This window comes from Hungatella sp. SB206 (assembly GCF_051132295.1).
GTDB classification, from domain to species: Bacteria; Bacillota; Clostridia; order Lachnospirales; family Lachnospiraceae; genus Hungatella; species Hungatella effluvii.
Genome location: NZ_CP096603.1, coordinates 7,156,263 through 7,177,712 on the forward strand (window position 1 = coordinate 7,156,263; position 21,450 = coordinate 7,177,712).

Consider the following 21,450-nt stretch of genomic DNA (forward strand, 5'->3'; position numbering starts at 1 on the left):
CTCCTTATTGCTGTTCTATTACTCCGATATACGGCAAATTCCTGTATTTCTGGTCATAATCAAGACCGTATCCCACGATGAACTGATCCGGTACGGTAAAGCAGGTGTATTTAACCGTAACCTGTTTCTTCACACGGCGTTCCGGCTTATCAAGCAGGGTGCACAGCTCGATGCTTCTCGGGTTTCTCTGCTTCAGGACTTCAATCAGATAAGAAAGCGTATTGCCTGAATCGATGATGTCTTCCACAATCAATACATCCTTTCCCTCGATCGGTTCATCCAAATCCTTTACGATCTTTACGATTCCGCTGGATACGGTGCCTGCGCCATAGCTGGATACAGACATGAAATCCAGGGTCAGCGGCAGGCTGATTCTCTTTGCCAGCTCGCAGGTAAAGAACACTCCGCCCTTTAAGATGCAGATCAGATGAAGGGGTCTGCCTTCGTAATCACTGCTGATTACCTCCCCCATCTCCTTGATTCTCTTTGCTACTTCTTCTTCCGATAACAATACACGTATCTTATCATTCATCAATTTTTCCTCCGTCTATTTGTATTTGCAGTACTGTATGAGTATCGTCTGTAATTTTATAATATTCACTGATCCGGTATCCGATGATCCAGAGAATGTGTGATCCGTCCGCCGCCAGCAGAATCTTACCGCGTTCTTCCTTCGGAATCTTTTCATCGATCATAAACGATTTGACTGTCTTTCTGCCGCCGCCGGCGAGCGTAATATAGTCTCCGGTTTCCCGATACCTCACAGAGAGCGCACTATTGATTTTATCATAATCAAACCATTTCGTATACCTGTTTTTGGGAATTTCCTGCCCTTTTTTGTAAGGAAATGTCGTCATAACGGGCGTTATTCCGGTTTCTTCGCCGCCGCTCTGGGAAAAAAGCTTTTTTTCCTCTTTTTTTATCCACAATTCCTCGTAGGTCCGTAGGGCATATCCCCCATCCGGCAGCTGGATCTGCCGTCCCACCGGCTTAAAAAGAAGCTTTTCGGCCTCCTCCACGTGGACGGAGGCAATATCCTTTAAAGACAGATACGTCTCTCCGATCATCTGCCGGATCACGTACTGACGGACAATGGACTCTTCCTGTTTTAATATCTCCGCAGAAATTCCAATGGAAATAACGCCGCCGTCCTCCCGTCTCTCCCGGATGCCGCCGCTCTCCAGAATCCGCCTTGCGGTCCTCTCAAAACAGGCATCCGCGGCCGCGGCCGTCTTTGCCGCCTGCAGGATATTGGATGGCGCCCCCTCGTTGATCCGTTCCCTGACAGCGGGAATGATCTCATGGCGCAGGCGGTTCCTGATATAATCCGTCCCGCTGTTTGTAGAGTCCTCACAATATGATATCTCTTTTTCTTCCAGATATGCAAGAATCTCTTTTCTCGTTACCGAAAGCAGAGGCCGTATGACGGCATCCCGCACCGGCCTCATCCCGCCGAGCCCTTTTAAGCCGCTTCCGCGGAACAGGTTATAGAGCACAGTCTCCACCTGATCATCCGCGTGATGAGCCACGGCGATCTTCGCCGCATGGCAAAAAAGGCGCTGTTCCTCCAGAATCTGGTAGCGCAGATGCCTTCCCGCTTCCTCCTCTGAGACTCCGTTCACACGGGCGTACTCTGCCACGTTCGCGTGCACACAAACAAAAGGCACTCCCAGATTCTCTGACAGTTCCTGTGCGTATGCGCTGTCACGGTCCGCCTCCTTCCCCCTTAACCCATGGTGGACATGGACCGCGAAAAGCTCTATGTTCAGTTCTTTCTTCAGTTCGCTTAAGATCATCAGAAGGCTCACCGAATCCGCGCCGCCGGACAATCCTATGATTACGCGGTCGCCTGGGACGAGCATACCGTGCTCCCGGATGAATTCCCTGATGGTTTCCAGTATTTTTCTGTGCATGGTAACACCGCCTTTGTAGATTTTTCCCGGTATAATTATAAATATACCATAAAGAGGAAAATCGTGAAAGTCCGACTCGAAATGTTGACTGGAAATTTTAAACGGGAGGATTGTATGGAGGCGTATGGGAGGATCGGATGACGGTTGTAACAAATTCAGAAGGCGCAGGGTACATGCCTTCTGAATTCGTATGGGCCGGCAGACAACGACTGCCGCATGGCACAGACAGATCCCCTAAACCGTCAGCGGTCCCAGATACCGGCAGTTAAGACGGTCATGTCGTCACCCACGTACTCGTTGAATGAGCGGGCGAAGAGAAGGATGCGGTCGGCCATGTCCTGTGGATTTTTTATGGGCATTCCGGCTATGAATTCCAGGAGTGACAGTTCCTTGTCCTCACCGGGCAGGGCGTCTAAGACGCCGTCGCTGACCATGATGATACGGTTGTCGTCCCACAGTTTTTTTGAGAGAAGAATCGGTTCTACCGGATTTAAGATGCCCATGGGGACCTCGCCGGCCTCCAGAAGCTCCACTCCGCTGGGAGTCAGTATATAGGTAGCCGCAGCCCCCAGCTTCATAGCCTCCAGGATTCCGGTATGTAGGTCGATGCATCCTAAGTCAAGAGTCGCGGGATGCTGCACGTTGCCGGTCAGAAGAAGCACCGTGTTGACAAGCTTTAAGGCGGCTCGGGCGGAAAAACCGGTTTCCAGGAGCCTCTCTGTCAGCTCTATAACCTGACGGCTCTCTTCCTCCGCTATTTCACCGCTTCCCATGCCGTCGGAGAGGCTCATGATCACCTGGCCGGGCATGATCTGGCTGAAGCTGTAGTTATCCCCCGAGACGGCCTCCCCTGTCTTTATGGCGCGGGCGGCGCCGTAGACCATGCGGTAACGCCCCTTTTCCACGAAACGGATCGTGGCCGGCTGCTTCGTGATTAAGTTTCTGCCGTCGTGGGCGACACACCACTCGTTTTCGTCCATGGCTTCCTCCAGCAGCTCCGCCGCCTCCTTGGCAGTCACGCAGCGCCCATTTCCGGTCCGCATGGTGAGGAATGCCTCTTTCTGGTGGTTCTCATACTCCAGAATCAGCATTTTTTCAATGATAATGTGGCGGCGCTTGAATTCCTTCTCCACCGCGTCCGCCTTATCCTGGGTAATGTCCACCGCCTTTTCCATCTGGTGGGAGAATTCCTCCAGGATAACGGCAAGCTCCTTAAACTGGATGATGACCGCATCCCTGCTCTCCAGGAACCGGTTCTTCCAGGCTAAATTCATCGTTGCTTTTCCGAGACTGCGGTTTAACTGGTCCACGTACTCGTCCCGGTGTTTGCAGGTCTCGAGAAACATGCGGGGCATGTCCCCGTAATCCAGATTTCCTTTTTGCTCAAACGAGCGAATCAGATAATACAGATAGTAGTTATTTTCCTGTTCCTGGCTGGAATAGATATTGCACTTGTTGCAGCCCGCGCATACCATGGCTGCGGCTGTCTGCATCGCCGCAATCCCATCTTCCTTCGTAAGTCCCTGTCCGGCGGACAATTCATCTGTACATGCTCTGGCCAGCTCTCCGAGGGAGCCTGCCATGTCGTTTAATCTCTTCGCTGTATATACATTCACATCAGCCATATCGTGATGCTCCGCCTTACGTCTGAACACAAAAATTCCCTCCTGCCTGTTTTTATGCATACTGTTCCTAACGCACATTATATACAGGTTGGAGGGAAATATTTGTCAAATCTTAACACCCTGTCCCAAAAATATTACGACAGGATTCATTCTTTTTTTTTCGGTTTCAACAGAATCTCGTCAGGATTCACCAGTCCCAGCTTCTGTTTCGCCACCTCTTCTATGTACTGCTTCGTCTGGACATAGATCCGGTACTCTTCCAGTTCCTTTGAGCGTTCCAGCTCCTTGTCCCTCTGAGCGGTTAAATTCTCCTCACGAATCTGGTATTCCAGTTCCTTGTCCTTTAAGGAGGCGCCCTTGACCGTAACGATGACTGCCAGGCTGAATACCACAAAGGTGATTCCGATCAGGGCCATACGGTTGCCCCATTTATCTTTCCGTTTTCTCCTCGATTTTCCCAAATTACTCATTCTCTTTATCACCAGCTATTCTATCGTTGCCGTTTCTTTCTGCGGCGGAAACACTTGTCTAGCTTCATTCTAAGATATTTCCATGTATTTTTCAAGAACTTTAGAAAAAACCTGCTGATCAGCCGGTCGTATAAAAACATTCCGATAAAGACACCTGCGATGACGTATCCTCTTAAGCCTCCGTCATTCTGTTCATACAGCAGGGAGAATGTCACCAGGCTCGCGTAGACCCAGTATACCATGTCCTCCACGCCCACGATGACGGGAAGGTGAGGAATGAAGATGCGAAGGATCCTTAAAAAATCATACGTCATCATAAGCCCTGCGCCCGTGGCAAAGCTGTAGAGCAGAAGTCTCACCTCATATACAATATGGACGCTCATAGGACTCCTTTAGGCTCTTTATTTGAATAATCTGGTAAACAGGGATTCTCCGGACTTTCTTAAGGCCTCGTTGGAGGAATAGTTTAAACTGTCGATGGTGCCGTCTAAGTCCACCTCTCCCTTTTCCAGGGTAAGCCTGCTGACATGCAAGTCCTTCCCCTTGACAGTAAGAAGCCCCAAATCGGTATCGAGCACCACCTGATTCTCATCGAACGACACGACCTCCCGGATCCCCGTAACGGTTCCGGCCCCTCTGTTTTCCAGTGTAAGCTTATGCGGGCGGATATTCATCTTCTCTTCCATTAAAAAACCTCCTAATATACCTGTCTAAAGTATATTAGGAGGCGCGCCTCTTTATTCCTGTTAAATATAGCGATAAAGCTCTTTCGCTTCATCCTTTTTTACAGTCTCCGCTACATCGAGGACTTCCACCTTTACAGAGCTTGTCCCGAAATGAATCTCGATGATGTCGCCTTCCTTAACGTTTAAGGAAGCCTTCGCCGGTTTATCATTCACGACCACGCGGCCTGCGTCGCAGGCTTCATTAGCCACAGTTCTTCTCTTGATGAGCCGGGAAACCTTTAGGAACTTATCAAGTCTCATGAATTATGCGTTCACCATATCCTTTAATGCCTTGCCAGCTTTGAATTTTGGTGTCTTGGAAGCCGGGATATTCATAACTTCGCCGCTCTTCGGGTTTCTTCCTTCTCTTGCTGCTCTTTCAGAAACTTCAAATGTACCAAAACCAACTAACTGGATTTTTCCGCCGTTTACTAATTCTTCAGATACTACATCTGTGAAAGCCTTTACTGCCTTCTCTGCATCCTTCTTGGACAGTTCTGCCTTCTCTGCTACTGCTGCGATTAATTCTGTTTTGTTCATTGATATCTTCCTCCTAGAATGTAGTATTTAACTACGATTTTTCTCGTTAATACGATACTATATCATTTATAGCTGTTTCTCCTGTTTTTGTCAAGGTTTTTTACCTTTTTATTGGCTTTGCCCTTAAAAATAGTTTGTGCATAAAAACGGCTTTTTATGAAACAATTATTCTATTTCTTCCCCAGCTTCTCTTGGCGTTTTATCTCATTCCATAATTCCAGACTTTCCTCTGGAGTGGCCGCTTTCGCGTCGCCAAATACATGAGGATGGCGCCTTACCATCTTCTCACAGATGCCGTTTACCACATCGTCCATCGTAAACGCACCATTTTCCTCTGCAATCCGGCTGTGCATCAGCACCTGGAACAGCACGTCCCCCAGTTCTTCACAGAGATTCTCCATATCGTGATTGTCAATGGCCGCAAATACCTCTTCGCTCTCCTCTTTCAAACATGGCTTCAGGCTCTCATGAGTCTGCTTCCTGTCCCAGGGACAGCCGTGCTCCGAGCGGAGTTGTGCCGTAATTCTTACCAGATCCTCAAATGAATACATCTGTATTCCCCCTTCTATTAACAGTCCCCGATAAAGCGGGGCATGCCGCCGGAGGCCATGCGGACACGTCCGTCTGGCTCGCCGCCGGCGTAAATAATCCGGGCCGGATGGGCAGCTGCTCCATCCGGCCCGAAAATGATTTCCTATACCAGAAAATTATACGCTTTTTTGTCAGAAAACACAAGCAAATGCCTGGTCCAGATCCTGAATAATGTCTTCTATATGCTCGGTTCCGATGGAGAGCCGGATGGTCTCCGGCCTGATGCCGCTGGCCGCAAGTTCCTGCTCTGTCATCTGGGCGTGTGTGGTGCTGGCCGGGTGGATCACCAGGGATTTTACGTCGGCCACATTGGCGAGAAGGGAAAATATCTTCAGATGGTCGATAAATTCCATTGCCTTCTCCGCCCCGCCCTCTATCTCAAAGGTAAAGATGGAACCGGCTCCCTCCGGAAAATACCGGTTGTAGAGTTCATGGTACGGGCTGTCGGAGAGTGATGGATGGTTTACCTTCTTTACGTGGGGATTCGCATTTAAGTATTCCACAACCCGGACAGCGTTAAAGACGTGGCGCTCCACACGCAATGACAGCGTCTCCAGTCCCTGAAGCAGTAAAAACGCGTGCAGAGGCGCCAGGGTAGCACCCGTGTCCCGCAGAAGTACTGCGCGGATTTTCGTCACGAGGGCCGCCGGTCCGGCCGCTTTCGTAAAGCTGACGCCGTGGTAGCTGGGATTCGGCTCCACAAGACTGGGAAATTTGCCTGATGCCTCCCAGTCGAAGCTTCCGCCTTCCACGATAACGCCTCCCAGCGCAGTACCGTGACCACCCATAAATTTGGTTGCGGAATGTACCACAATATCAGCCCCGTGCTCCAGCGGGCGGAACAAATACGGGGTAGCAAAGGTATTATCCACAATCAGGGGAATTTTATGGGCATGGGCCACAGCGGCCGCAGCTTCCATATCGATGATGCTGGAATTGGGGTTTCCCAGCGTTTCGATAAAGACGGCCTTTGTATTGGGGCGAATGGCACGCTCAAACGCCCCGGGCTCGTCGGGATCTACAAAGGTGGCCGTCACGCCGAATTCCGGCAGCGTATGCGCAAGCAGATTGTAGGTGCCTCCATAGATGGTGGAAGCCGCCACAATATGATCGCCTTCCCTGGCAAGCGCCTGAAAGGTATAAGCAATAGCCGCCGCTCCGCTGGCCACGGCAAGCGCCGCGCTGCCGCCCTCTAAAGCCGCGATCCGCTGTTCAAGCACATCCTCTGTGGGATTGGTCAGGCGTCCGTAGATATTGCCTGCAGCCGAAAGGCTGAAACGGTCCGCCGCCTCTTTGCAGTTCTTAAATACATACGACGTGGTCTGGTAGATCGGAACCGCCCTGGCCCCTGTGGCCGGATCAGGCTCCTCCTGGCCGGCATGGATCTGTAATGTTTCAAACCTCAATTTCTTTTTCTCTGACATATGCATCCATCCTTTCCCCGTTCCTCATGCGGAACACGTTCGATTCATAGTATTCATATCTCTTTACTATGTATTGCGTGTTATTGTACAGGAGGCTGCGCCGTCTGTCAATCTTTTTTTGAAATAATTTCCAAAAAAACAGCGGCAGCTTTCGCCATTTCTGAAGATTTCCTGACAATTCACGCCTCCACCTGTTAAAAACGGGGACGATCTTATATAATAAGGGATAGTCAAAAAAGAAACCGGAGGGAAACATGAAATCATTTAATATCTGGAAAAAAATAGCCGCGGGAATTCTGTTTTTAAATATTGCACTGACCGGCTTTATCGGACAGCCCGTGGCCGCAGAAGGAACGGAAGCACAGCCGGCCATACAGCGTATGGGGTTTTCTTCCAAACTGTCCATCGGGCCGGGAAGCCAGCTCTTTGACGGCGGAAGCCTGTCTCTGCTGGCTGACCACGGCAACCGTCAGATGCTGTCCATGGTCATGCAGTCAAAGGATGGCACTCTCGTCGTCATTGACGGCGGCTGGGACAGTGATTCCGCCCATTTACTCGATGTGATCCGCTCCAAGGGAGGCCATGTCTCCGGATGGTTCATCACCCATCCCCATTCCGACCATGCAGGCGCCCTGATTGAGATTTTAAATAATCCGGACAGCCAGATCACCATTGACAACGTCTACTATAAATTCACAGACCAGGAATGGTACGATACCCACGGTTCCGGACGCGGCGACTTCGTGGTGAGCCTTCGGGACGCCCTGGCAAAGCTTCCGCCGGAGAAGCTTCACGGCGACATCACCAAGGGCCAGGAAATACAGCTGGGGGATATCCGGGCCGTCGTCATGAATGATCCGTACCTCCTGGATGCCACCTCTGTTAACAACAGTTCCGTCGTCTTTAAGTTTTACTTAAACGGCGTCAGCATCCTGGTTCTGGGCGACTTGGGACCGGAAGGCGGACAGCTCTTAATGAACGAGCACACGCCCGCCGAGCTTAAGAGCGATATCGTACAGATGTCCCATCACGGACAGTACGGCGTAAACCGCGATGTCTACGCGGCCATCAATCCTCAGATCGCCTTATGGCCCTGCCCGCAGTGGCTCTGGGACAATGACAACGGCGGCGGTATCGGAAGCGGGGACTGGAAGACGTTGGAGACCCGTCAGTGGATGGAGGAATTGGGCGTGCGTGTCAATTACTGCATCAAGGACGGCGATCAGATAATCAATTAAACAAAACGGCCTGTCGCCATGAAGCTGACAGGCCGTTTTTATTTTTCATCATCAGTCCCCGCCGGGGCCGTCCCTTCTGGGACGTGTGGACTCGGGAAGCGGCTCCACATAGAAGCCGTCTTTGTAGGGTTCTGTATCCACTTCGGGTATATCTCCATCACCGTAATCATCTTCCTTCGGATCATACGCTGCCATCTCTGTCACCTCCTTTTTTACGGCTGTTATCAGCCTTCCATCTGTCTTCCAAGGAATCCTGCTGCCGTCGTAGCCAGCTTCGTTTCCATATCTCCAAATCTTGCTCTGGGCTCTCGGCTTAACAAAGCAACCGCCCCGATCGCATCGCCTTCACAGATAATCGGCGCGATCACCTGGGCTGTGATCCCTTCCAGGGCTTCTCCAGTCAGGGGAGTGAAATTCTTATCATCTTTTCCAGCCAGCAATACGGTTCTTTCATTAATTACATTTTCCAGCTGTTTGCTGATCGTCTTCTGGAGCAGTTCCTTTTTCGAACCACCGGCAACCGCGATCACCTGGTCCCTGTCACTGATGCAGACGGTAAGTCCCGTCGTCTGTGCCATGGCTTCCGCATACTGGGATGCAAACGCCGTCAGTTCAACCATCGGTGAATATTTCTTTAAAATGATTTCGCCTTCCCTGTCTGTGAATATCTCTAACGGCGTACCCTCTCTCAAACGAAGGGTTCTCCTGATTTCTTTCGGGATTACCACACGGCCAAGGTCATCAATTCTCCTTACAATACCTGTTGCTTTCATATAAAACTCCTCCATGGTGTACAATTTTATATCACTGATACTATTTTGCTACGAACGCTGAGATTTATACTCATGTCTGCCATTTTTCGTAATATATCCCTGTCATTTTCCATCGAATGAGGTTTTTAAAATTGATTTACAGCCGTGAAGACCGCTCTGAATGCGGCTTCCGCAGTATCATGACTGCAGAGTATGGCGTAAGAAAATGCGCCAGTTCTTTTGAACTGGCGCAAATACGATCAGATTTTGTGGTTGATGGCTGTTCTGTTATATTCTTCCTGCCTGTCTTCTCCTCACCGTTCCGCTGCGCCGATCAGACATACCGGCGATCCGCAGCGGATCTCCTCATCCATGTCATCGATTTTTCCATTTTCTTCATCAAATCGAAACATGGTAATCGTATCGCTGTCCTGATTCGCGGAAAGGATTACGTCCCCGCAGAGGCAGAAATCCCTGGGCGTCTTCCCCCTCGTCCCGGTCCGCCCGGTGAACGTGAGAAGTCCGGTACCGGCGTCCACCGCAAACACCGCGATGCTGTCGTGCCCGCGGTTGGAAGCGCAGAGAAAACGTCCGTCGCCGGATAAATGAATGGCCGCACACGTGTTGTTCTCCGCCTGCTCCGGCAGTGTGGAGACTCTCTGCAGGATACGGTTTTCCCCGCCGCTGCATTGAATCACAAATACCTCCGAGCTCAGTTCACTCACCACATACATCAGCTCTCTCTTCTCACCGTTTAAGACAAAATGTCTCGGCCCCGTACCTCCCGGAAATACAATATCGCGCTTCTCGTCTGGCTCCAGCTTCCCATTCTTTTCATCGATCCTGTAATATTTGATCCGGTCGATCCCTAAATCCACGCACCAGAGACCTTCTTCATCCGCAGAGTACCCTGTATAATGAACATGAGGCCCCTCCTGTCTCTCTTCATTGGGTCCGTGGCCAGAATGTTGTTTCAAATCACACAGTTCCCCGATGGAGCCATCCGCATTTAACCGGAACATGGATACGCTGCCGCTCATATAGTTGGCTGCGTACAGAAAGCCCCGCTTCTCATCGGGAAGCAGATGACACGGCAGCGTTCCCTCCGTTCCCCGTGTGTTAAGAAGCGTCAGCGAATCGCTGTGAATCCGGAACGCAGCCACACCGCCTCCGCTCCTTCCTTCATAAGTCATGTCCTCCATAACGGAGTATAAAAACCGGCCATCGGAGGAAACCGCCAGGTACGACGGATTCGACACTCCTGCGGCCGCAAAAACTTCCGTAAGCCGCGGCTCCCCGCCTTCTCCCCGGATCAGCCTGTACCCGTGAATTCCGGCCTCCTCTGCCGCTGCATAGCTTCCTGCATATACGATGTAATTCTGCTTCATAAATGTTATCCTTTCCCCAAATCGTATTTTCTATCATTTTACCCGATAAAAAGAAGCTGCGCACCGCTGGTCTTACACAGCCGGTGCAGCAGCTCCCTTTCAAAATCTTTTAAGCATGCTCCTTACAGAATCCGGAACAGCCGCCTGCTTACGAAACTCCTACTGCTCTTTCGCAATCTTCATTGTCTGAATCAGAACGCTCCTTTCGTGACCCTTGGTGATACGTCCTTTGAGGAGCATACATACGCCTCATGCGTCACCCTTGCCGCCGTGCTGTCAGGAACCGGAGCTACAAATCTGTTCTCAAATGATTCATTCCTTTGAATGGTCAGCTCATTCGAAACTCTCTGCAGAAGATACATACCTAAAACGTCCATGGTTACCACCTTTCTTATATTTTATGATTATGGAAATATAGCATGCATTGGGGATTTTTATCCCTTCTTCTACTATTATTATATCATAAAATAGGCTAATAGCAACCATCGTAAGCTTAAATTTTTATAAACACTTTTCAGAATACTCTTTATTTTTCTGTCAATTCACGCAACTGTTTCAGCAGCTCTTCCGCCTGTTCCATCATACCGGCCGTGGTCTGGTTTTTCCGCCTGTCGATGAACGTAAAGTACGGTTCATCCGCCATATGGAACTTCAAATCGCCGCGGTACCGCTCCACCATAGCCGGTATGCCCGCCACGTTAAGCTTCGCTTTCTGATACATGGTGAGCCGGATCTCCTGGCTGTTGATGTTCACCTCGGTCACGTAAGCACCATGAGCCAGCGCCTTGATGGCCGCCACGTGCAGGAGATTTTCAACCGGCTTCGGAATATCTCCGAAACGGTCCATCAGCTCATCCTGCATATCCATGTGCTCATCCTCATTCTCAATACTGGAAATCCTCTTGTAAATATCCAGCTTCTGATATTCATTCTTAATATAAGAGGTAGGGATATAAGCGTCGATGTCGCAGTCCACCACAGTCTCGTAGGTGTCCTCCTCCCTCCGCTGGCCCTTCAATTCCAATACCGCCTGATTTAACAGTTTACAGTAAAGGTCATACCCGACCGCTTCCATATGGCCGTGCTGTTCCGCGCCCAGAACATTGCCCGCCCCGCGGATCTCCAGGTCACGCATGGCAATCTTGATGCCGGAGCCCAGCTCCGTAAACTCCCGGATGGCCTGGAGACGCTTCTCTGCCTCCTCCCGAAGCATCTTGTCACGTTTGTACATGAGAAACGCATAGGAAGTCCTGCTCGACCGGCCCACGCGCCCCCTCAGCTGGTACAGCTGGGAAAGTCCCATGCGGTCCGCATCCTGTATAATCATCGTATTGGCATTGGGAATATCGAGTCCCGTCTCGATGATGGTGGTGCAGACAAGCACATCGATCTCCCCATTGACGAAATCAAACATGATGCGCTCCAACTCATGCTCATGCATCTGGCCATGGGCGAAGGTCACTGAGGCCTCCGGCACGAGACTGGCGATATGGTTCGCCACCTCGTCGATGTTGCTGACGCGGTTGTATACGTAATACACCTGGCCGCCCCGGGAAAGCTCCCGGTTAATGGCCTCCCGGACCATCTCGTCATTATACTCCATCACGTACGTCTGGATGGGCATACGGTCTACAGGAGGTTCCTCCAGCACACTCATGTCGCGGATTCCCACCAGGCTCATGTGCAGCGTTCTGGGAATCGGAGTCGCAGTCAGGGTGAGAACGTCAATATTTTCCTTCAGCTTCTTGATCTTCTCCTTGTGAGCCACGCCGAATCGCTGCTCCTCATCGATAATCAGAAGCCCCAAATCCTTAAACTGGACATCCTTTGACAGCACGCGATGGGTGCCGATCACGATATCCACCAGTCCGCGTTTTAAATCCTCCAGCGTCTTCTTCACCTGGCCCGGTGTGCGGAACCGGGACATCAGATCCACACGCACCGGGAAATCCTTCATTCTCTGGACAAAGGTGTTGTAATGCTGCTGGGCCAGAATCGTGGTCGGCACCAGATACACCACCTGCTTTTCGTCCTGCACCGCCTTGAACGCGGCGCGCAGGGCGATCTCCGTCTTTCCGTAGCCCACGTCGCCGCAGATCAGGCGGTCCATTATCTTCCGGCTCTCCATGTCGCCCTTGGTGGCATCGATGGCATCCAGCTGGTCCTCCGTCTCCTCGTAAGGGAACATCTCCTCGAATTCCTTCTGCCATACCGTATCAGGCCCGTACGGGAAGCCCTGGGTGTCCTGTCTGGCTGCATATAGCTGCACCAGGTCCTTGGCGATCTCCTTAACCGCACCTTTCACCCTGGTCTTCGTCTTGTTCCACTGGTCTCCGCCGAGACGGTTTAATTTCGGCTTCTTCGCCTCGGAACCGGCGTACTTCTGGATTCCATCCAGGCGTGTGGCAGGCAGATAGAGGTTGCCTCCGTCTCCATACTCCACCTTTAGGTAATCCTTGATGACTCCATCCTGTTCGATCTTCTCAATTCCGCGGTAGATACCCAGGCCGTGGTCCTCATGAACCACATAGTCCCCCACCGACAGATCAGAAAAGCTCTGAATCTTCGTCCCTTCGTAAGTGGTCTTCTTCCTCTTCCGCTTCTTTTTCTCGACGCCGAACATGTCGCCTTCCGTAATCACGATAAACTTGATCATCGGATACTCGAAACCGCGGTGTAAGTTTCCGTAGGTTACCAGGATTTCACCCGGCTTTACTTCCACCTCTTCCCGGCTCTCATCCGGGCACCACGCCCGCAGATTGTACTCCCTCAAGTCGCTGGCAAGACGGCTGGATCTGGTCCTGGAGGCGGAAAGAAGGATTACTCGGTATCCCTCCCGTTTCCACCTGGTCAGATCCTTGATCAGCAGTTCAAATCCATTTTGATAGGAGTTCACATTTTTCACGGAAAGGCTGTATCTTCCATTTACTGTAAATCCGGAGAGCTTCTGCTCCAGGCCGGTCAGATACGCGGTACGGCTCTTCTGCGTCCTGGCCATCATCTCCTTAGCCGGGTAAAGCAGTCCCGTCTGTCCCGGAAGCAGATATCCGTGTTCGAGACGGGATATCATGCTCTCCCGGAACTCTTCCTCCACCGTCACACCCTTTTCCTTTAACCGCTCCGGCTCGTCTAAATAGATGACCGTGTCCTCTTCCGGGAAATAATCGAGAAATGACACACTGTCCCGGCAGAAATAATGGATATAACCGTCCAGGCCGTGCTGTTTCCAGCCTTCTTTAAGGCCATCCGAGAGTTCCGAGATAATGGAATGAATCCGGGCTGCCTCCTCCGTCTTAAGCTGCGCCCTCAAATCTTTCTCGTATTTCTTTGCCTCTTTTTCGATCGCTTCCCGTCCGTCTGCGATCTGCTGCTTCGTCAGCACCATCTCCGTGGCCGGATAGACCAGGACACGTTCCAGTTCTTCGATGGACCGCTGGCTCTCGATATCGAAGGTACGGATAGAATCCACCTCATCATCCCACAGTTCGATACGCACCGGCAGTTCCTCGGTCAGCGGGAATACATCAATGATTCCGCCCCGGATCGAAAACTGGCCCATGCCATCCACCTGGGCTACGCGCTCGTAACCCAGCTCCACCAGTTTTTCCTTCCACTCTGCGATATCTAAAGTCTGTCCGCTTCCCACCTCGAGAACCTGCTTCTGTAAGAAGGCCAGCGGAAGCAGATGGTCCATCAGCCCGTCAAAGGTAGTGACGACCACGCCGGACTTCTCCTCCATCAGCCTGCGGAATACGGCCATACGCTGTTTAGTTAAAAGATTTCCGTGAATGTCCGCGTTAAAGAACAGTAAGTCCCTGGCAGGATACAGAGAGACTCCCGGTTCGAAATTGCGGAAGTCCTCGTAAATCTCCCTGGCTCTGGTGTCGTCATAAGTGACCACCAGCTTCCAGGGCACCTCCTTCGCCGCCTCGTACATTAAATGGACCTTCTGGGAATCCATACAGCCGCTGACCAGAACCGGCCCTTTTTTCCGGTTTAAATCGCGGTCTAAGTCTTCAAATTCCTTCAGCTCTCTTAATGGACTTTCAAACACATCGCTCATGAATTCTCCTTATTTTTTCTGTTATAATGGTTCATCGCCGCATCTGCTCCGTCCTCGATCATCATGCAGGCCGCCTCCGCCGCGTCGCGGTATGCCTCCTCCATAACTGCCTGCTGCTCCTTCGGGAATCTCCCCAGCACGTAGTCCGCCAGATCCATGCCGCGCGGTTTCTCGCCTACCCCGATGCGTATTCTCGGAAATTCCTGAGTTCCCAGATGGCTGATGATATTTTTTAAGCCGTTATGGCCGCCGGCGCTTCCCTTTAAGCGTATGCGCAGCTGCCCTTCTGACAGATTAATATCATCGCAGAGAATGATGATGTTCTCCGGTTCTATTTTATAAAAGTCCGCGATTTCTCGGACGCTTTCCCCACTTAAGTTCATATACGTCTGGGGCTTCGCCAGGACCACCTTCTGACCGCCGATATATCCCTTTCCATACAGCGCCTTATGCTTCTTCTCCGTCACCGTCGTTCCGGCCTTGTCCGCCAGAATATCGATGGCTTCAAAGCCTACATTATGTCTCGTTTTTTCATATTCCCTTGTTGGATTTCCAAGTCCTGCGATCAAATACATATTTTCCGCTCCTTACTATGTTCTATATTAATTTATCTCTGAGTTCATGCCAATTATTTACGCGGGCAGCGAACCAGGCGAACATACCCGCATGTCCGGCCGGCGACTGCCGCGAGAACCAATGCCTAGTACTGCATTGCGTAATTAATTGTGAATAAAATGCCTGATATCTGCGTCAGAGGCGTGTCTGCAAAGCGACGGCGTAGTGGACCCTACGACTAGCTTTGCAGGCGCGGCTCTGGCGTAGATAGCAGGTGTTTTATCACAGTTAATTGCACAATGCAGTACTAGTTGCCAGCGGCGGGGTATTGGACTTCAGAACGCCCGAAAAGCGCTAGATTTCCTTGTAGGGGGTATCTAACGCTGGCTGGTTTACTCATTTTAACAGTTTGAAACCTTGATGTAAAGGGGGAAGAGAGGAATTTATCCAGTAAGATTTAAGAGAATGCTGCGGTTCAATATCAACGAATTACCATTAGAATCAGATAATACGCCACCGGCCCCAGCAGTGCGGGCAGGTAATTAGCAACCTTTAAATGCAGGATATCCAATAAATCCAGCGACATGGCAAAAATAAGAAGAGAACCTATAGCCGAGATTTCATTGATAACCGCATCTGTTAAAAACGGATGGAGCGCGCCCGCTAAGAGAAAAATCACCGTCTCATATAAGAACACAAACGGGCCGGACAGCATAACACTGGGGCCATAAATCGCACCGTAAATTAAGGAGCTGCAGGTATCCAGGACTATTTTAAATATCAATATGGACGCATCGCCCTTTAAACCAATGTCAAGCGGCCCCACAATTGCCATGGAACCAACACACTGAATCATGAAGACTGTTATAAAACCTTTCACAAAATTTTCATTCGCTTTTTTAAACTTTGATTTAAGGAAACCACCAAACCGGTTGAATTTCCCATCCAGATCGCAGCCGGCGCCGGCCAATGCGCCTAAAACACAGCTGATAATCATCAGAGCTGAATTCTCTGTCGTTATTGCGCCCTGGATTCCGACTGCCGCAATACACAGGTTTGCAATAATCAGCACGGCATCAATCTGTTTTTTAGATATGATTTTTTTAACTAAACCACTTAGAAATCCTCCGGCTTCGATTCCTATCATATTGAGAAATATATATAACATAAGTAATGCTGCCCCCTTGGATCAATTACTTTAAAAAGTTTAACACACTCTGTACCTCTGTCTTTACACCAGAGATAAGCGAATCTTCCTTAATCATAAACTTTGGATGATGATTGGCAAAGCCACACCCGTCCGCCGCAGTACCACCGCCCAGCTGGACAAATGAAATCGGGGCTATCTGACGATAATATGCGAAATCCTCGCTTGCGCTGATGATCGGCACTTCCCTCACCATCTCCGCGCCAAGCACTTCTTTCGCACTTTTCATGACCAATTCAGAGAGATTCTTATCATTGATAACCGACGGATAAGAAAATTGATAATCCAGATCATAGGATGCGCCATATATTTGACAGGTTTTATCCACGATATCCTTTATGCGCTGCGCGATTCTCTGTCTTGTCTCTTCGTTTACCGTACGGACAGATGCACTCATATAGGCTTTATCCGAGATGATGTTCGGCGCTTCCCCTGCTTTAAATTCCCCAACAGTAAGAACTGCCATCTCTCCCGGCGTCACATAGCGGGAAATGACGGTCTGAAATTCATTGATCATCTGTACTCCCACAATGATGGGATCAATTCCCTTCTGAGGCATGGAGCCGTGGCTTCCTTTTCCCTGTATGTTTAGGAAAAAACCATCTGCGGCCGTTGTCGCAGGACCTTCTGTGTGAACATTTATGGTGCCTGCATCCAGGTTGGAGATAATATGCAGACCAATTACGGCATCTACATCATCAATGAGTCCGCTATCGACGATTGACTTTGCCCCGCCGGGATTGACCTCCTCTGCATGCTGGAAAATGAATTTCACAGTCCCGTGAAGCTGGTGTTTCATTCCTGATAAAACCTTTGCCGCTGCCAAAAGCATGGCTGTATGGGTGTCGTGACCGCAGGTATGTGCAGCATTTGCTACTACAGACTGGTAAGGCAGCCCACTTTCTTCCTGCATCGGCAGTGCATCCATGTCGGCGCGAAGCAAAATAGTCTTTCCCCCAAAATCTCCTTTTAAAATACCCAATACACTGGTTTCTGTCGGCTCTGCAATTTCAATTTGCCCAAAGGAACGCAGTTTTTCTTTTACGTATGCCGCTGTGTTATACTCTTTAAAAGACAATTCCGGATTTTGGTGGATATGTCTTCTCCATTCTATCATTTCCTCTACCGGGATTTTATCAAACCATTCATTCATTTTCAGTACCTCCTACAATTTCTACAGGTTTTTTCACAAACAAGGCGCAAGCGCCTGAGATAATCATGCATACGCTCAGACAGATAAAGGAATATAAATAGCTGGTCGGCTGTGCGAATAAGCTAACTAACTGCGGTGAAATAATTCCGCCTACGAAAGCGCCGATATTTAATACGGCAAATGCGGCTCCGATAATCTGCTTTGGCACAAGCTGATAAGGTACCGATAAGAGCGCCGAAAATGCCAGCATCATAGTGAATACGGATACATACAAAGCTCCAATCGCAAGCATATAAATGGGAGTTGTTATAAATACCACTAAACATACAGCTGTCAAAATCGAGGATACGAAAATAAATTTTAATTCTTTTCCTTTAAAAAATTTGGTGATAATGGAACCACTTGATGCCATCGCAATTGTCATGATGATATAAAAAGCAACCATTATTTTTGATAAAGTTCCCTGATTCTCCACGTTAAAATTAATCCGGAGCACATTGGGCAGCCAGAACAGCATGGCAACTCCCACAAGGTTGCTGAACAATACCGCGAGTGCCAGCAGTAATGTATTTTTATTCTTCCATGCGTCAAAGAAGCCAGCCTTCTGCTGCGGAGCCTTAACCACCGCATTTCCGGCTCCCTTATCTTTAAAATTGTCCTTCATCAAAAAGATGACGGCCAACAGCGCTACCAGGTAGCCTGCTGAAAGGAAATAATAAGCATAATGCCAGTTGCTGTTAATCATACTTTCACCAACGGTACTCGCCAAGATACCCCCAATTCCTGCTGTTGCAACAACGAAGGACTGTACCTTTGCACACTGATCACTCTGATAATGCTCGCTAATGATCTTCGGCGCGCCATTGGTATATCCCGCCTGCCCGAATCCAACCATGAAACGCAGCAACACGATTGCCCCCAAACCGGTAACACTACCAAACAGGAATGAAAATACGGTCAGCAGCGCTAATGAAATAACCACAAACTGCTTATAACCGAAGCGGTCCACCAGCCAGCCGCCGGGAATCGTCACCAGGATAAAGCTGACATAAAACACGGAAGAAAGATTCCCCATCTGTGTTTTTGTGAACCCATATGTACTAATTAATTTATCTGCTGTAAATCCGATCATACTTTTATCGAGGTTTGCAAAGATACCGATAAAACAAATTACACCAAATACAATCCATTGATTTTTTGTTAATTTCATGACCTTTTCTCCATTCTACTTGAACTGTTCTTCTGAACACAAACATCATAAACCTTCAATCAGCTTGAGAGTCAATAGTAAAATGAAAAAATATTTTATTTTCCGTCACGTGTTTCATAAGGGACCCATACCAAATGAGAAATATAATAATTCTCAGGTTCCCAACTGGCAAATATCACCCGTGAAATGCTTTCTCCCTTTATTTGCAGATGATTTTCTGCGGCAAAATCCAGCAGCATTTTTGACTTTTCCGGCATCGTGCTTTCCGGTGTTGCTTCATAATAAAATATGATTGCCGGGCAGGCTTCATAGTATTTCACAATCTCGCTCTCATGAACACCCAAAAACTCCGCCGTCGCCTTATCCAGACAAAAACCAAAATCAAACTCGTGCTTTCCGGATTTAATGACCTCCGGCGAGGCAGAACCTGACATAAATGGAAGATCTGCATGCTTTAACCATTTGACCAGTTCTGCCTGTACCTGATTATCCAAGATTAAATCAAACTGCTTCTGGTAATTCATCCGGTACAGAGCCGGCCGTATCCCTAAAAAGCATCCCCGTTTTGCATTCTGCGCCTGTGTCATACTGGAAATAGCAGAATGAATGCTGTTTAACTTCAGATTCATATAAAAAGCCTCATTTATCAGCTCCGCTTCTTTATTTTCCAAGGACATCTCCAGATTCGCCATGGAAGTCTGCTGCATGATATCGCCCACCTCCTGCAGCGAATATCCATATTTGTGAAACCTCTGGATATTCAGCAGATGATTGATCTGGATAATATCAAAATATCGGTAATTCGAATACTCATCCTTGAAGGGCCGGATTAATCCCTTTTTTTCATAATTTCGTATGGTTTCCGAGCTAATCCCCAACATCTTTGAGATTTCTCCGATTTTATATGTCTTCAATATAAGACCCCCACCTTCTATATTATTTCATTTTAACAACTCTGATTATCTCAAAAAAGCCCAGAAATACGGGCAAATTACGGGATAGGGACACCGAATTTACTACCCATTTACTACATTCGGAGGGAGCCTTGACACGCTGCCTTTTCCCATGAAGCCCGCTATCCCAAACAGCGCACATCGAAAAATCGAATACGACACCGCAGACAGCGGCGTTCTCTTTTCCCTTTGGGGAGATCAGGACGCCGCTTTTTTGCGACCAAATAGAGGAAGGAGCGACTGCCTATGTACTTTACGTCCGGCAGCGACCGGGCCTTTGAACAGATCATGCAGACAAGGCCAGGTGCGGATCATTTTGACAACGGCGAAGCCGGAGCGCCGGAGGACTGCGGCACTTGCCGATTTTATCGCCCGCAATGGAAATATCAATTCTGCGTTTACGCAGAATGCCCTTACCAGCCGGGCAAGCTCACCGCCCTTGACGGCGCGGTGAAATTTCAAGTGAAAGGAGTGGACGACGAGATGGCAGTTTTTCGAGTGGAGAAAAACCGGGGCTATACGGTGATGTCCAACCACCACCTGCGGAACAAGGATTTGTCCCTGAAAGCCAAGGGCCTGCTGTCGCAAATGCTGTCCCTGCCGGAGGATTGGGACTTTACGCTGAAAGGCTTGTCCCTTATCAACCGGGAGAAGATCGACGCGATCCGGGCGGCTGTCCGGGAGCTGGAACAGGCGGGCTATATCGTGCGTTCCCGTGAGCGCGACAGCCAAGGCCGCCTGCGCGGGGCGGATTACATCATTTACGAACAGCCCCAGCCTGTGCCGGATTCACCTACATTGGAAAATCCAACATTGGATAATCCAACGCAGGAAAAGCCTACGCAGGAAAAACCAACGCAATTAAATAAAGATAGATCAAGTAAAGAGAAATCAATTACAGATGGATCAAATACCGATTCCATTCCTATCCTTTCCCCTCCCTCTCCTTTGGGGGAAGAAGCGGCTGCGCCGCCGGAACGGAAAGGAACGGGAGCGAAATCACAGAGCGCCGTAGAGATTTATCGGGAGATCATCAAGGACAACATCGAGTATGAACACCTTTACCAGTACGCCAAGGGGATTGACCGGGATATGCTGGACGAGATCGTGGACTTGCTGGTGGAAAACCGTATGCAGCGCCCGAAAGACTATCCGCATTGCCGGGGACGATTACCCCGCCGAGCTGGTGAAATCCAAGCTGATGAAACTGGACAGCTCTCACATTGAATTTGTCTTTGACTGTATCAGCAAAAACACCTCGGAAATCCGAAATATCAAGAAATACCTGCTGGCGGTTCTGTTCAACGCCCCAAGCACCATCAACGGCTATTACACGGCGCTGGTGGCCCACGATATGAACACCGGCAAAATCTGAAAAAGGAGGACAGCCCTATGAAACAGGGAACTTTGATTTTTGACGAGCAGGCAGACCGCTATGACATCCGTTTTGACCTAGCGGACTACTACGGCGGCCTGCACTGCGGAGAAACCTTTGATGTATTGGCAGGCGGCAGATGGAGGCCCACCCGCATAGAAATGGCTGACAACTGGTATCTGGTGGGTATCCGCACCGACGACCTCTCCGGCCTGCGGGTGCGGATCTAAGCTGTGCCGCCTGCCTGCTTTGACTTTCCAAAGGAGGG

General features: G+C 49.6%; 22 protein-coding genes and 1 pseudogene. 3 read left to right on the forward strand and 20 right to left on the reverse strand.

Annotated features, from left to right (window positions below; translation table 11 throughout):
- Positions 1–4 precede the first annotated feature (4 nt).
- The 10 genes from hpt to M1L66_RS32240 form a co-directional block, all read right to left on the reverse strand.
- On the reverse strand, positions 5–532 hold the full coding sequence (gene hpt, locus M1L66_RS32195; RefSeq protein ID WP_055659174.1) for a hypoxanthine phosphoribosyltransferase: 528 nt from the start codon (positions 530–532) through the stop codon (positions 5–7).
- On the reverse strand, positions 525–1,913 hold the full coding sequence (gene tilS / locus M1L66_RS32200) for a tRNA lysidine(34) synthetase TilS (protein WP_434689775.1): 1,389 nt from the start codon (positions 1,911–1,913) through the stop codon (positions 525–527). Before tilS ends, hpt begins: the two co-directional genes overlap by 8 nt.
- A 242-nt stretch (positions 1,914–2,155) precedes the next feature.
- Entirely contained in the window at positions 2,156–3,568 is a 1,413-nt protein-coding gene (locus M1L66_RS32205; RefSeq protein WP_055659177.1) for a SpoIIE family protein phosphatase, read from the reverse strand.
- A 116-nt stretch (positions 3,569–3,684) separates the two neighbouring features.
- Positions 3,685–4,008, reverse strand: a complete 324-nt coding sequence (locus M1L66_RS32210) for a septum formation initiator (RefSeq protein WP_055659179.1) — start codon at positions 4,006–4,008, stop codon at positions 3,685–3,687.
- A gap of 20 nt (positions 4,009–4,028) precedes the next feature.
- Positions 4,029–4,391, reverse strand: a complete 363-nt coding sequence (gene yabQ / locus M1L66_RS32215) for a spore cortex biosynthesis protein YabQ (RefSeq protein WP_187023740.1) — start codon at positions 4,389–4,391, stop codon at positions 4,029–4,031.
- Positions 4,392–4,409: 18 nt separating this feature from the next.
- Complete coding sequence (yabP, locus tag M1L66_RS32220; RefSeq protein WP_002605177.1) at positions 4,410–4,694, reverse strand: sporulation protein YabP; 285 nt, start codon at positions 4,692–4,694, stop codon at positions 4,410–4,412.
- A 60-nt stretch (positions 4,695–4,754) separates the two neighbouring features.
- Complete coding sequence (locus M1L66_RS32225) at positions 4,755–4,994, reverse strand: RNA-binding S4 domain-containing protein (protein WP_002605178.1); 240 nt, start codon at positions 4,992–4,994, stop codon at positions 4,755–4,757.
- 3 nt (positions 4,995–4,997) lie between these two features.
- Complete coding sequence (locus M1L66_RS32230) at positions 4,998–5,273, reverse strand: HU family DNA-binding protein (protein WP_002605179.1); 276 nt, start codon at positions 5,271–5,273, stop codon at positions 4,998–5,000.
- A gap of 170 nt (positions 5,274–5,443) precedes the next feature.
- Positions 5,444–5,824 carry a MazG family protein gene (locus M1L66_RS32235; protein WP_187023738.1) on the reverse strand — a complete coding sequence of 127 codons (381 nt, stop codon included), beginning with the start codon at positions 5,822–5,824 and terminating at the stop codon, positions 5,444–5,446.
- Positions 5,825–5,995: 171 nt separating this feature from the next.
- Positions 5,996–7,288: an O-acetylhomoserine aminocarboxypropyltransferase/cysteine synthase family protein gene (locus tag M1L66_RS32240; protein WP_187023737.1), complete on the reverse strand. Its 1,293-nt coding sequence runs from the start codon at positions 7,286–7,288 to the stop codon at positions 5,996–5,998.
- A gap of 254 nt (positions 7,289–7,542) precedes the next feature.
- Here M1L66_RS32240 and M1L66_RS32245 point away from each other — a divergent pair, with 254 nt between their 5' ends.
- Positions 7,543–8,526 carry a ComEC/Rec2 family competence protein gene (locus tag M1L66_RS32245; RefSeq protein WP_187023736.1) on the forward strand — a complete coding sequence of 328 codons (984 nt, stop codon included), beginning with the start codon at positions 7,543–7,545 and terminating at the stop codon, positions 8,524–8,526.
- Positions 8,527–8,577: 51 nt separating this feature from the next.
- Here the strand turns inward: M1L66_RS32245 and M1L66_RS32250 are convergent, their stop codons facing one another.
- The 10 genes from M1L66_RS32250 to M1L66_RS32295 form a co-directional block, all read right to left on the reverse strand.
- Entirely contained in the window at positions 8,578–8,721 is a 144-nt protein-coding gene (locus M1L66_RS32250) for a hypothetical protein (RefSeq protein WP_002605186.1), read from the reverse strand.
- A 29-nt stretch (positions 8,722–8,750) separates the two neighbouring features.
- Entirely contained in the window at positions 8,751–9,299 is a 549-nt protein-coding gene (gene spoVT / locus M1L66_RS32255) for a stage V sporulation protein T (protein WP_002605187.1), read from the reverse strand.
- Positions 9,300–9,592: 293 nt separating this feature from the next.
- On the reverse strand, positions 9,593–10,666 hold the full coding sequence (locus tag M1L66_RS32260; RefSeq protein WP_434689782.1) for a lactonase family protein: 1,074 nt from the start codon (positions 10,664–10,666) through the stop codon (positions 9,593–9,595).
- A gap of 191 nt (positions 10,667–10,857) precedes the next feature.
- Entirely contained in the window at positions 10,858–11,043 is a 186-nt protein-coding gene (locus M1L66_RS32265) for a hypothetical protein (RefSeq protein ID WP_002605189.1), read from the reverse strand.
- 149 nt (positions 11,044–11,192) lie between these two features.
- Positions 11,193–14,729 carry a transcription-repair coupling factor gene (mfd, locus tag M1L66_RS32270; RefSeq protein ID WP_434689785.1) on the reverse strand — a complete coding sequence of 1,179 codons (3,537 nt, stop codon included), beginning with the start codon at positions 14,727–14,729 and terminating at the stop codon, positions 11,193–11,195.
- Complete coding sequence (pth, locus tag M1L66_RS32275) at positions 14,726–15,304, reverse strand: aminoacyl-tRNA hydrolase (protein ID WP_434689788.1); 579 nt, start codon at positions 15,302–15,304, stop codon at positions 14,726–14,728. The genes mfd and pth overlap by 4 nt, the downstream gene beginning before the upstream one ends.
- Positions 15,305–15,765: 461 nt before the next feature.
- Positions 15,766–16,452 carry a DUF554 domain-containing protein gene (locus tag M1L66_RS32280; RefSeq protein WP_434689791.1) on the reverse strand — a complete coding sequence of 229 codons (687 nt, stop codon included), beginning with the start codon at positions 16,450–16,452 and terminating at the stop codon, positions 15,766–15,768.
- 25 nt (positions 16,453–16,477) lie between these two features.
- Positions 16,478–17,644: a M20 metallopeptidase family protein gene (locus M1L66_RS32285; protein ID WP_434689792.1), complete on the reverse strand. Its 1,167-nt coding sequence runs from the start codon at positions 17,642–17,644 to the stop codon at positions 16,478–16,480.
- Positions 17,637–18,854 carry an MFS transporter gene (locus M1L66_RS32290; protein ID WP_434689795.1) on the reverse strand — a complete coding sequence of 406 codons (1,218 nt, stop codon included), beginning with the start codon at positions 18,852–18,854 and terminating at the stop codon, positions 17,637–17,639. Before M1L66_RS32290 ends, M1L66_RS32285 begins: the two co-directional genes overlap by 8 nt.
- Before the next feature lie 95 nt (positions 18,855–18,949).
- On the reverse strand, positions 18,950–19,768 hold the full coding sequence (locus M1L66_RS32295; RefSeq protein ID WP_434689798.1) for a MerR family transcriptional regulator: 819 nt from the start codon (positions 19,766–19,768) through the stop codon (positions 18,950–18,952).
- A gap of 522 nt (positions 19,769–20,290) precedes the next feature.
- Between M1L66_RS32295 and M1L66_RS32300 the strand changes: the two are divergent.
- Together M1L66_RS32300 and M1L66_RS32305 are read left to right on the forward strand one after the other, a co-directional pair.
- A pseudogene (locus M1L66_RS32300) lies at positions 20,291–21,182 on the forward strand (DUF6017 domain-containing protein).
- Between the two features lie 17 nt (positions 21,183–21,199).
- Complete coding sequence (locus M1L66_RS32305; RefSeq protein ID WP_006775544.1) at positions 21,200–21,412, forward strand: DUF5348 domain-containing protein; 213 nt, start codon at positions 21,200–21,202, stop codon at positions 21,410–21,412.
- Positions 21,413–21,450 lie beyond the last annotated feature (38 nt).